This window comes from Halorussus salilacus (genome assembly GCF_024138125.1).
In the GTDB taxonomy this organism is placed as follows: Archaea; Halobacteriota; Halobacteria; order Halobacteriales; family Haladaptataceae; genus Halorussus; species Halorussus salilacus.
The window spans coordinates 1,362,661-1,374,021 of sequence record NZ_CP099993.1; the positions used below are offsets into that span (position 1 = coordinate 1,362,661).

Consider the following 11,361-nt stretch of genomic DNA (forward strand, 5'->3'; position numbering starts at 1 on the left):
TTCGGGGTATGACGGTCGCACGCACGGTCGAACTGGAGGGCCACATCATCGACTCGGGAATGATGCAACAGTGCTTCGGGGTCGTGATGGACCTCGGGGGGAACTTCGACGTGGAGACGTTCGAGGTCGGCCAGCACAAGGACGCCGAATCGTACTGCCGGATGACGGTGACCGCCGCCGACGAGGACGCGCTCGGCGAGATACTCCACGAACTCCACCAGCACGGCGCGCGCCTCTCGGACCCGCCGAACGCGACGCTGAAGCCCGCGCCCGAAGACGGCGTGGTGCCCCACGGCTTCTACTCGACGACGAACCACCCGACGAAGGTCAGGTACGAGGACGAGTGGCTCCCGGTCGAACACGTCGAGATGGACTGTGCGGTCGTGGTCGACCCCGACGCCGAGGGCGGCCCGCGGGCCGAGACGAAGGTCCTGAACGCCATCGAGGCGGGCGACCTCGTGGTGGCCGACGAGGCGGGCGTCCGGGTGGACCCGCCCGAGCGCCCCCGCGGGTCGGGCGGTCCGTTCGGGTTCATGCAGGGCGGGGTCTCGGCCGAGCGACCGTCGGGGTCGCTCATCCGCGAGATCGGCGAGGCCATCGCGGAGACGAAGGCCGAGGGCGGGTCGGTGCTGGCGGTGGTCGGGCCCGCGGTCGTCCACTCGGGGGCGGGCGACGCGCTGGCCCGCCTCGTCCGCGAGGGGTACGTCGACATGCTCTCTGCGGGCAACGGCTTCGCGGTCCACGACCTCGAACGCGGCCAGTACGGCACCTCGCTCGGGATGGACGTCGAGACGCTCGAAAGCCCGCGGAAGGGCCACAAGCACCACATCTACACCATCAGCGAGATCGTCCGCGCGGGCGGCATCGAGGAGGCGGTCGAGGACGGCGTGGTCGAAGAGGGCGTGATGTACGAGTGCGTCGACAACGACGTGCCCTACGTCCTCGCGGGCTCCATCCGCGACGACGGCCCGCTCCCCGACACCATCACCGACGCGGTCGAGGCCCAGAACGCCATCCGCGAGCAGGCCCGCGAGGCCGACCTCGTGTTGATGCTCTCGACCCTGCTGCACTCGGTCGCGGTCGGCAACTGCCTGCCCTCGACCACCAAGGTCGTCTGCGTCGACATCAACCCCGCCACCGTGACCCAACTGCTCGACCGCGGGAGCGCGCAGGCCATCGGGATGGTGACCGACGTGGGGACCTTCGTCCCGGCGCTCGCCGAGACGCTGGTCGAGGAGTGAGGCTCGCCGAGACCGACTCCGCGAACCATTTAGGCGTCGACCGCCTGCCATCGCGCATGGACGCCGAGGACGACCAGCGCGCAGCCGAGGACCATCGCCCGGCCGACAACCACCGCCACTGGGCCGAGCGCACCGAGGAGTTCTCGCCCGCGTACTACGCCGACATCGGACCCAACGAGGTGTCCGAGACCCTCGCCGCCGTGTTCGACCACTACGCCCCCGCCGACGCCGAGGTTCTGGAGGTCGGCTGTAGCTCCGGCCGCCACCTCGCCCACCTGCGCGAGCAGGGCTACCGGAACCTCACCGGCATCGACATCAACGACGACTCGTTCGAGGTGATGGCCGACCACTACCCACGGCTCGCCGAGACCGGGACCTTCCACGCCGGTGCGATAGAGGACCTCGTCCCCGAGATGCCCGACGACGCGTTCGACGTGGTCTACTCGGTCGAGACGCTCCAGCACGTCCACCCCGACAACGACTGGGTGTTCGAGGAACTCGCGCGGGTGAGTTCCGACCTCCTCATCACGGCCGAGAACGAGGGCAACAGCCCCCAGCGAGGCCGCGAGGGCGGCGAAGTGAGCTGCGTCCACGGCGACTTTCCGCTGTACCACCGCGACTGGAAGGCGGTCTTCTCGGACATCGGACTCGCCCAGCTCCTCTGTGAACCCGGCAAGCGCGACACGGTCCGGGTGTTCCGGGTGCTCTGAGACGACCGAATCGGACCGCAAAACGTCCGACCGACGGCGCAGAGTCAGCCGATGGTCAGCACTTTGTCGGAGTCCTCGACGATGCGGAGACAGTCGCGCATCGTCGAGCGGGGCCTGAGGTCGTCGGGGTCGATGTCGCGGGAGTCGAGGCAGGTCCCGCAGGCGAAGAGGTCCCCGCCGTTTTGGGCGTACTTGCGCAGTACTCCGTGGGGATTGAACTTCTCGTGTTCGAGATCGGGCGCTTCGACGCCGTCGCCGAGCAGGAACACCTCGACGTCGTGGTCTTCGTCCAGCGCGGTGTTCGCCAGTCGGACTCCGTTCCAGACGCGCTCTGGGTCGTTCGTTTCGAGGATGATTCCGAGCTGCATGGTCGGACTTCGGTCGGCGAGTACTTGAGTGCCGGTCTCGGTCTCGATTCTATCGACCCGAGAACCGACCGCGCCGGTCCCGTATCCGCTCGCACCGAACCGCGGTCGAACCGGGAGTGGCGACGAGACTTGCAGAACCGACGGGCGATGCGAGTCGAGTCCGACCTGTCGAGCGTCGTCCAGACGGAGAGGGGCCGGGTCCTCAGACCGCGGCGAACTCCGCCCCGAGTTCCGGCGCGCTCGCGTCGAAGCCCTCCGCGCGAAGTTCGTCGGCGAACGCAGCACACCGGTCGCCGTGGTTCACGAGGACCTGCACGTCTCGATACGAGTCGAGGAAGGCCAGCAGACCCTCGCGGTCGGCGTGTGCCGAGAAGTCGTAGGATTCGACTCGCGCGCTCACGGGCATGACCTGCCCGTCGATTTCGGCCCGGCCCGTATCGAGGAGGTCCCGACCCGGCGTCCCCTCGACCTGATAGCCCGTCATCGTGATCTTGTTCGTCGGATTTGCCCGGATGGCCGGGATGTAGGTCATCGCGGGGCCGCCAGAGAGCATCCCGCTCGTCGTCACGATTACGGTGTTCCGGTCGGCGATTCGCTTTCGCTGTCCGTCTCTGCCCGTCACGAACCGAGCGTTCGACTTCGCGCGCCGGAGCGCCTCGGGGTCGCGAACGAACTCCGGATACTGGCGTACAATCTGGGTGACTTTCTGCCCCATTCCATCGACATAACAGTCGATGTCGTGAGCCTCACAGACCATCAGCATCTCCTGCGTGCGGCCGATGGCGAACGCGGGGACCACGACCGTCCCGCCCTCCCAGAGGGTCGTCTTCACGCTCTCGGCGAAGGCGCGTTCGACCTCGTCTCGTGGGTCGTGGGCCACGTCCGAGTACGTGCTCTCGCAGACGACGACATCGGCGTCGGGCCGCGCCGTCGTCCCCGAAAGCAGGCGGGTGTCGTCGGTGTGGAAATCCCCGGTGTAGAGCAGTCGCGTCTCGCCGTCGTCGACCAGTACGTGTGCGCTCCCCGGAATGTGGCCCGCGTCGTAGAGGGTGACCTCGTGGCCCGCCGCCTCGAAGGACTCGCGGTAGCCGTGGGTCACCGAAACCTCCGAGAGGCGCTTGACCTCGGTCTCGGTGAACGGACACAGCGGGCTGTTGCCGTGGAGTTTGAGGGTGTCCTCGGCCAGCACGCGGGTCAAATCGCGGGTCGGCGGCGTCCAGTGAATCGGGGGTCGGGCGTCCCCCGAGAGCAACGAGGGGACGCCCCCGACGTGGTCGAGGTGGCCGTGGCTGAGGACGACCGCCTCGGGGTCGGGGTCGCCGACCGGGAACTGCGGCGGGTTGTCGGTCGCCATCCCGAAGTCGAGCAGGAGGGCGTCGTTGACGAGGACGGCGCTCCGACCGATCTCCCGTGCGCCGCCCAAGAATCGAATATCCATTACCCGGGGATAGTCGTTTGTGCTGTTTGACGGCGTCGATTGACCGGCGATCGAGGCGTAGATGGCGTCCCTCGTGCGGTGGCGACTCTCGCGTCGACCCCGGCTTTCAGTCGTTCGACCGTCGGCTACTCCCGACGATCTCGTCGAGGTCGAACAACTGCAAGTCGTCGCGTTCGGCGGCAGCATCGCGAACCGACTGCGTGAACCCGCTCCTGGCGAAGAGGACGTACTTCTGCTCCACGTCGCCACCGTCGGGTGTCCATCGGATCTCGCCAGCGTGGTCTTCGAGCGACGTGAGCGCGCCGTAGTCGAGCGGCGACGACGTGAACTTACACTCGCCAGTAACCATCGTTCCGTCGTCCGTCAAACCGACGACGTCGACTTCGTGCTCTTTGTACCACCACCGCCCGATGTCGACGAACGTCTCGCTGGGATACAGGTCGGGGAGTGTGTCCTGACAGAGCGTCTCGAACTCCGGGCTCACGAAGTCGGCCATCTCCGGTTCGATGACCGTCTCGTGGGCGTCGTCACCGAGTCGCTCGTACCGGTCTTCGTTCCCGTAGACGAACCGGAACCAGAACCGGAACAGCGGATCGAGAATCCGGTATCGACCCCGTCGTGACTTCGTTTTGTCCTCGGTGACCGGGACCTCGCGCTCGACGAGGCGAAGCCGTTCCAGTTTCTGCGTGTAGGTCGAAATTTGCTTCCCGTCGATGCCGACCGCTCCTGCAATCTCGTTAGCGGTCGCGTTCCCGGCAGCAATCGCCTTCAGGATCGCGAAGTACCGGTTCGGCTCGGTGAGTTCGGTACGGAGGACGTACTCGGGTTCGTTGTGCAGGAACCCCTGCCGTGAGAGGAGCGAGCGCTGGACGACTGCCCCGAGGTCGTGGTCCAACTCGATACCGTCGAGGTAGTACGGCGTGCCGCCGAACACGCCCCACGCGAACACCTGTTCCTCGGGCGTATAGGACTCGGGGAAGAACTCGCGGGCGGCGTCGAAGTCGAGCTGTCGAAGGTCAATCTTTTCGGTGAATCGGCCGTACAGCGGACTGTTCCCGAGAAGCGTCGCTTCTTCCATCATGCTGATCGACGATCCGATCAGCACGAGTGTCGCCGCCGTATTCTGTATCTCCTGGTCCCACAGCCGCTGGATAACCGACGGCAGACTCTCGTCTGCATCGATGAGGTACGGGAACTCGTCCAGCACGACGACCGCGTCCTGCTCCGCGAGATAGCCGATGAGTGACTCCCAGTCCTGTTTGATGCGGTCGACGCCGGGGAACGACTCCGACGCGACGTCGACGAACTCGTCGAGTTGCACCTGCGACGTCGTCTCGGTCGCCTGGTAGAAAACGGCATCCTCGAAATCGGTCAGCGACTGCCGAACGAGCTCCGTCTTGCCGAGGCGTCGCCGGCCGAAGATGACGACCATATCGCCCTCGTCGCCCTCGTAGCAACCCCGAAGTCGCGAGAGTTCGGTCTGCCGGTCGACGAATCGGTCCATACTGTCCGATAGTCGGACACTGGCATAAACGCACCGGTTAACCAATTTCAAAATAGGCTAATTCAGAATTGGTTATTTTGCGTTAGAGAATTGGGGACGCCCCCGACGTGGTCGAGATGGCCGTGACTGACCACGACCGCCTCGGGGTCGGGGTCGCCGACCGGGAACTGCGGCGGGGTGTCGGTCGCCATCGCGAAGTCGAGCAGGAGGGCGTCGTTGACGAGGACGGCGCTCCGACCGATCTCGCGCGCGCCGCCGAGGAACTCGATGTCCATTGGCGGTCGGTACACGTCCCGGACCTTTTCGTCCGTCGGTTCGGGTTACCGGGTAGCCCCGCTCGGGCGGCGACCGGGGTTGGCACATACCTTGATAGTCGTTCCGCCACAACGCTAGAACATGAGCGAACAGCAAGAGCGGACCGAGACCATCTGCCCCTACTGCGGGGTCGGCTGTGGCCTCGCGCTCACCGAGGGGGACGAGGAGGGCGACGTGCGGTTGGCCCGCTGGAACGATGCGCCGGTCAACGGGGGCGCGCTCTGTATCAAGGGCGGGGCCGCGACGCAGGTGGTGAACCACGAGGACCGGCTGACCGAGCCGCTGATTCGGGAGGACGGGGAGCTCCGGGAGGCGACGTGGGACGAGGCGCTGTCGGTGGTGGCCGACGAGCTCGGGCGCATCCGCGAGGACCACGGCCCGGACGCGACGGGCTTTTTCGCCTCCTCGCAGGTGACCAACGAGGAGAGCTACCTCGTCCAGAAGCTCGCGCGCCAGTACGGGACCAACAACGTCGACAACTGCACTCGGCTCTGTCACGCCTCGACCGTCGCGGCGCTCGGCGAGAGCCTCGGCATGGGCGCGATGACCAACAGCATGCAGGACCTCCGCGAGTCGGCCGACGTCTACTGGATTCAGGGCGCGAACCCCGCGGAGAACCACGTCATCGCCCACAGCAACTACTTCCGGAAGGCCGCGGAGGACGGCACCTTCGTCGTTCAGGTCGACCCCCACGAGAACGAGACCACCGACGACGCCGACCTCCACCTCCGGCTGAAGCCCGGGACCGACATCCCCCTGCTGAACGCGGTCCTCGCGACGATTCTGGAGGAGGGGTGGCACGACGAGGAGTTCGTCGCCGAGCGGACCGAACACTTCGAGTCGCTGCGAGCCCGCCTGGAAGGCTTCGACAGGGAGCGGGCGGCCGAGATCGCGGGCGTGTCGCTGGCCGACATCGAGCGCGCCGCCGAGGCGTACGCCACCGCCGACGGCGCCGCCATCTTCACCGGGATGGGGATGAGCCAGCACACCTGCGGGACCGACAACGTCCAGAACCTCATCAACCTCGCGCTGGCGACCGGCAACCTCGGGCGACCCGGGACCGGCGTGAACCCCCTCCGCGGGCAGAACAACGTCCAGGGCACCTGCGACGTGGGTGCCCTGCCGAACGTCCTGCCCGGCTATCTGTCGGTCGACGACGAGGAGGCCCGCGAGCGCGTCGAGGACGTGTGGGGATTCGAGGTCCCCGACGAACCCGGACTCACCAACGTCGAGATCACCCACGGCGCGGGCGAGGAGATTCGGGGGCTGTACGTGGTCGGCGAGAACCCGGTGATGAGCGAGCCCAACAGCTCGAAGACCGAGGAGTGTCTCGGAGAACTGGATTTCCTCGCGGTTCAGGACGTCTTCCTGACCGAGACCGCGGAACTCGCCGACGTCGTCCTCCCGGCGACCTCGTGGGCCGAGCGCGGGGGCACCGTCACCAACACCGACAGGCGCGTCCAGCGGATGCGCGCGGCCACCCGCGTGCCGGGCAACACGAGACACGACTTCGAGATTCTGACCGAAGTCGGCCGTCGCCTCTTCGAATCCGGCTGGGAGTTCGACGACCCGGAGGACGTGTTCGAGGAGTTGCGCGAGGTGTGTCCCATCTACCGGGGCATCAGCTACGACCGCCTCGGCACGGAGGGCCTCCAGTGGCCCTGCTACGACGAGGACGACGAGGGCGAACCCTACCTCTACGCCGAGTCGTTCGAGACCGAGAACGGACTCGGGAAGTTCCGCGCGGTCTCCCACCAGCCGCCCGCGGAGGTCGAGGACGAGGAGTACCCGTTCGTGCTCTCGACCGGGCGGATCGAACAGCACTACAACTCCGGGGCGATGAGCACGCGCTCGGAGACCCTGATGCGGGTCGTCCCGGAGAACTTCGTGGAGATACACCCGGAGGACGCCGAACCGCTGGGCATCGAGGACGGCCAGCGCGTGGTCGTCTCCTCGCGGCGCGGCGAGGTCGAACTGACCGCCGACGTGACCGACGGCGTCAAGCCGGGGGTCATCTGGTCGACGCCCCACTTCCCCGACGCCCCCATCAACAAGCTGACGAACGACGCGCTCGACCCCGAGGCGAAGATTCCGGAGTACAAGGCCGCGGCGGGCAGGATGGAGGTGGCCCTGCGTCCCGCGGAGGGGAGTGCGGGAAGCGCAGATTAGGAGCGTGTAGGCAGAGAAGAGAGAGCGCCAAAGAAGGACCGACCCTCGGCCCCGTTCGCGGCTCAGAACAGCCCCGAGACGTTCCCGTCGGCGTCGACGTCCATGTCGGCCGCGGCGGGGCGCTCGGGCAGGCCGGGCAGGGTCAGCACGTCGCCGGTCAGCGCGACGACGAACCCGGCACCCGCCGAGGGGTAGAGTTCGCGCACGTCGAGCGTCCAGCCCTCCGGAGCGCCCTTCAGGCTCGGGTCGTCGCTGAGCGAGTGGAACGTCTTGGACATGACGACCGGCATCTCGTCCATGCCCAGTTCCTCCAGTCGCTCGATGTCCTCGCGCGCGCCGTCGGTGAAGTTCACGCCGTCGGCACCGTAGATTTCGGTGGCGATGGTCTCGACCTTCTCGGCGAGGGGGTCGGTCACGTCGTAGAGGAACCGGAAGTCGCGCTCGTCGGTCTCGACGGCCTCCGCGACGTTCTCGACGAGGTCGACGCCGCCCGCGCCGCCCTCGGCGTGGACCGTCGTCTCGGCCGCCCGGACGCCGATGTCGTCGCAGTGGTCGAGGACGGCCCGGACCTCCTCGTCGGTGTCCTGGGGGAAGCGGTTGACCGCGACCACGACCGGGACGCCGAACTGCCGGAGGTTCCGGACGTGCCTGTCGAGGTTCTCGAACCCGGCCCGCACGGCCGACACGTCGGGCGCTTCGAGCGCGTCCATGTCGGCGGGCCACATCTCCTTGCCGTGGTACTTGAGCGCCCGGACCGAGGCGACGAGGACCGTCGCGGAGGGCTCGAAGTCGGCGAACCGACACACCACGTTCATGAACTTCTCCGCGCCGAGGTCCGACCCGAACCCCGCCTCGGTGACGACCCAGTCGGCCGCGCCGAGCGCCACCTCGTCGGCGATGAGCGAGTTGGTGCCGTGGGCGATGTTGGCGAACGGGCCGCCGTGGACGAGCGCGGGCGTCCCCTCGATGGTCTGGACGACGTTGGGCCGCAGGGCGTCCCGGAGCAGGACGGCCACCGCGCCGGTCGCTTCGAGGTCGTCGACGGTGACGGGGTCGCCGTCCACGTCGGAGGCCACGACGATTCGGCCGACCCGCTCTCGGAGGTCGGCGAGGTCGTCGGCGAGCGAGAGGACCGCCATCAGTTCCGAGGCCGCGGTCAGCACGAACCCGTCCTCCCGCGGAACGCCGCCCGCGCCGCCCAGACCGACCACGGTCTCCCGGAGCGCGCGGTCGTTCATGTCGATGGCGCGCGTCCACTCGACGGCGTTGACGTCCACGTCGAGGTCGTTGCCGCTCGCGAGGTGGTTGTCGAGCATCGCGGCGATCAGATTGTGGGCCGCCGTCAGCGCGTGGATGTCGCCGGTGAAGTGGAGGTTGATGTCCTCCATCGGCAGGACCTGCGAGTAGCCCCCGCCCGCCGCGCCGCCCTTGATGCCGAAGACGGGGCCGAGCGACGGTTCGCGGATGGCGACCATCGCCGTCCGGCCGGTTCGGTCGAACGCCTGCCCGAGTCCGACCGAGACGACCGTCTTGCCCTCGCCCATCGGCGTCGGCGTCATCCCGGTGACCACCACGAGGTCGGCGTCGTCCGAGCGCGACCCGCGGAGTCGCTCGACCGCGTCCGTCGTGAGCTTTGCCTTGTGTTCGCCGTACGGTTCGAGGTCGTCCCCCGAGAGGCCGTACGGTTCGACGACCTCCTCGATGGGTCGGAGGTCGACCGACGCCGCTATCTCCCGGTCGTCGGGTATCGACGCCCCGGACTCGCCTGCTGGGCTCATAACGTCCGGGAGTTTGACCCCCGGGCTAATGAACGCTCGTGGCCGTTCTCGCGGGCCGAGAATCGGCTCGGATGGGACGAGCCGAACGCGATGGCCGAGCAGACGGGCCGAATGTGGCGGGCCAGCGAGTCCGGGACGGCGCGAGCAACGCGGGCGCACTCGGCTCGCGTCTGAAGCCCCGCGACGTCGACTCACGATTAGGCCCATTTATCCGGTTCCGACACGAAACAACGAACGTCATGTCCGAATCCTCGTTCACCATCAGCGACGACTGGAACGCGCTCTACATCGACGGCGAGTGGGTCGAACCCGGCGACCGCGACGAACTCGGGGTCGAGAACCCCGCGACCCGCGAGCGGGTGACGACCGTCCCGGCCGGAACCGAGGACGACGTGGACCGCGCCTACGACGCCGCGGTCGCGGCCCAGTCGGCGTGGGCCGACCGCCCGGCCGACGAGCGCGCAGAGGTCATCGAGCGCGCGGGCGAACTGCTCGACGACCACCGCGACGACATCCTCGAAGCGCTCGCGGTCGAGTCCGGAAGCGCGAACACGAAGGCGTTCGCCGAGTGGCAGACCGCCCGCGGAATGGTCGACCACGCCGTCGGGTTCGCCGACGACCTGACCACCGAGACCAGCGACTCGATGATTCCGGGCAAGACCAACGAGGTCCAGCGGATTCCGAAGGGCGTCGTGACCGTCATCTCGCCGTGGAACTTCCCGTTCAATCTCTCGATGCGGGCGGTCGCGCCCGCGCTCGCGGCTGGCAACGCGGTCGTCCTCAAGCCCGCGTCGCCGACGCCCGTGACCGGCGGCCTCCTGCTCGCGCGAATCTTCGAGGAGGCTGGCCTGCCCGACGGCGTGCTCAACGTCGTCACCGGCAGGGGGTCGGACATCGGCGACGCCATCGCGGGCCACCCCGACGCCGACGTGATGGCGTTCACCGGGTCGACCGAGGTCGGAAAGCGCGTCGCGTCGAAGGCGGCCGAGAACCTCGCGCTCCCGGCGATGGAACTCGGCGGCAACAACCCCTTCGTCGTGACCGAGGACGCAGACCTCGACGCCGCCGTCGATTCAGCGGTGTTCGGGTCGTTCCTCCATCAGGGCCAGATCTGCATCTCCATCAACCGCCACCTCGTCCACGAGTCGCTGTACGACGAGTACGTCGAGCGCCTCGCCGAGCGCGCCGAGGCGTTGCCCGTCGGCGACCCCCGCGACCGCGAGAACGTGGTCGGGCCCGTCATCGACGAGTCCCAGCGCGACCAGATGCTGGCGTACGTCGAGGAGACGGTCGAGGCCGGGGCGACCCTCGAAACCGGCGGCGGCCACGAGGACCTCTACGTCGAGCCGACCGTCCTCTCGGACGCGACCAACGACATGGCCGCCGCGTGCAACGAGCACTTCGGCCCCATCGCGCCCGTCATCCCGTTCTCGGACGAGGAGGAGGCGGTCGAACTCGCCAACGACACCGAGTACGGACTCGCGGCGGCGGTCCACTCGGGCGACCTCGACCGCGCGCGGGACATCGCCGACCGCATCGAGGCCGGGATGGTCCACGTCAACGACCAGCCCATCAACGAGGAACCCCACGTCCCGTTCGGCGGCCTGAAGGATTCGGGAATCGGCCGGTACGACGGCCGCGAAATCTTCGAGGAAGTGACGACCACCAAGTGGGTGTCGGTCCAAGAGGAGACGCGCGAGTACCCGTTCTGAGCCACCCGCCCCTCGGAAATCCGGACCGAAGGGGATGCTCGCGCGGCGAAATCGCGGAGCGCGATTTCGCCGCGCGAGCATCGAGTTCTCGGTAGTGGGGGCGCTCGGGGAGACTTCGACGGACGA

8 protein-coding genes and 1 pseudogene are annotated in these 11,361 nt (G+C 67.9%); 4 read left to right on the plus strand and 5 right to left on the minus strand.

All coding sequences use genetic code 11. The annotated features are described in order from the left end of the window. The first annotated feature begins 8 nt into the window (after positions 1–8). The gene (locus NGM10_RS07010; RefSeq protein ID WP_253483337.1) at positions 9–1,241 is read left to right on the plus strand and encodes an ornithine cyclodeaminase, nickel-pincer nucleotide-dependent; all 1,233 of its coding nucleotides are present in this window, start codon (positions 9–11) and stop codon (positions 1,239–1,241) included. Positions 1,242–1,297: 56 nt separating this feature from the next. Beyond that, positions 1,298–1,951: a class I SAM-dependent methyltransferase gene (locus NGM10_RS07015; RefSeq protein ID WP_253483340.1), complete on the plus strand. Its 654-nt coding sequence runs from the start codon at positions 1,298–1,300 to the stop codon at positions 1,949–1,951. Between the two features lie 44 nt (positions 1,952–1,995). On the opposite strand, the gene NGM10_RS07020 is transcribed toward NGM10_RS07015, so the two are convergent. The 4 genes and pseudogenes from NGM10_RS07020 to NGM10_RS07035 form a co-directional block, all read right to left on the minus strand. Further along, positions 1,996–2,319, minus strand: a complete 324-nt coding sequence (locus NGM10_RS07020) for a DsrE family protein (RefSeq protein ID WP_253483343.1) — start codon at positions 2,317–2,319, stop codon at positions 1,996–1,998. Between the two features lie 202 nt (positions 2,320–2,521). After that, positions 2,522–3,757: an MBL fold metallo-hydrolase gene (locus NGM10_RS07025; RefSeq protein ID WP_253483345.1), complete on the minus strand. Its 1,236-nt coding sequence runs from the start codon at positions 3,755–3,757 to the stop codon at positions 2,522–2,524. Positions 3,758–3,863: 106 nt separating this feature from the next. Next, positions 3,864–5,261 (minus strand): ATP-binding protein, encoded by a 1,398-nt coding sequence (locus tag NGM10_RS07030; protein WP_253483347.1) that lies wholly within the window; start codon positions 5,259–5,261, stop codon positions 3,864–3,866. 80 nt (positions 5,262–5,341) lie between these two features. Then, positions 5,342–5,536, minus strand: a pseudogene (locus NGM10_RS07035) (MBL fold metallo-hydrolase); the annotation flags it as partial. Between the two features lie 121 nt (positions 5,537–5,657). Here NGM10_RS07035 and fdhF point away from each other — a divergent pair. Next, complete coding sequence (fdhF, locus tag NGM10_RS07040) at positions 5,658–7,745, plus strand: formate dehydrogenase subunit alpha (RefSeq protein ID WP_253483349.1); 2,088 nt, start codon at positions 5,658–5,660, stop codon at positions 7,743–7,745. Between the two features lie 62 nt (positions 7,746–7,807). Here the strand turns inward: fdhF and NGM10_RS07045 are convergent, their stop codons facing one another. Then, positions 7,808–9,523: a formate--tetrahydrofolate ligase gene (locus tag NGM10_RS07045; RefSeq protein ID WP_253483351.1), complete on the minus strand. Its 1,716-nt coding sequence runs from the start codon at positions 9,521–9,523 to the stop codon at positions 7,808–7,810. 239 nt (positions 9,524–9,762) lie between these two features. Here NGM10_RS07045 and NGM10_RS07050 point away from each other — a divergent pair, with 239 nt between their 5' ends. Continuing rightward, positions 9,763–11,235: an aldehyde dehydrogenase family protein gene (locus NGM10_RS07050; RefSeq protein WP_253483353.1), complete on the plus strand. Its 1,473-nt coding sequence runs from the start codon at positions 9,763–9,765 to the stop codon at positions 11,233–11,235. Positions 11,236–11,361: the final 126 nt, after the last annotated feature.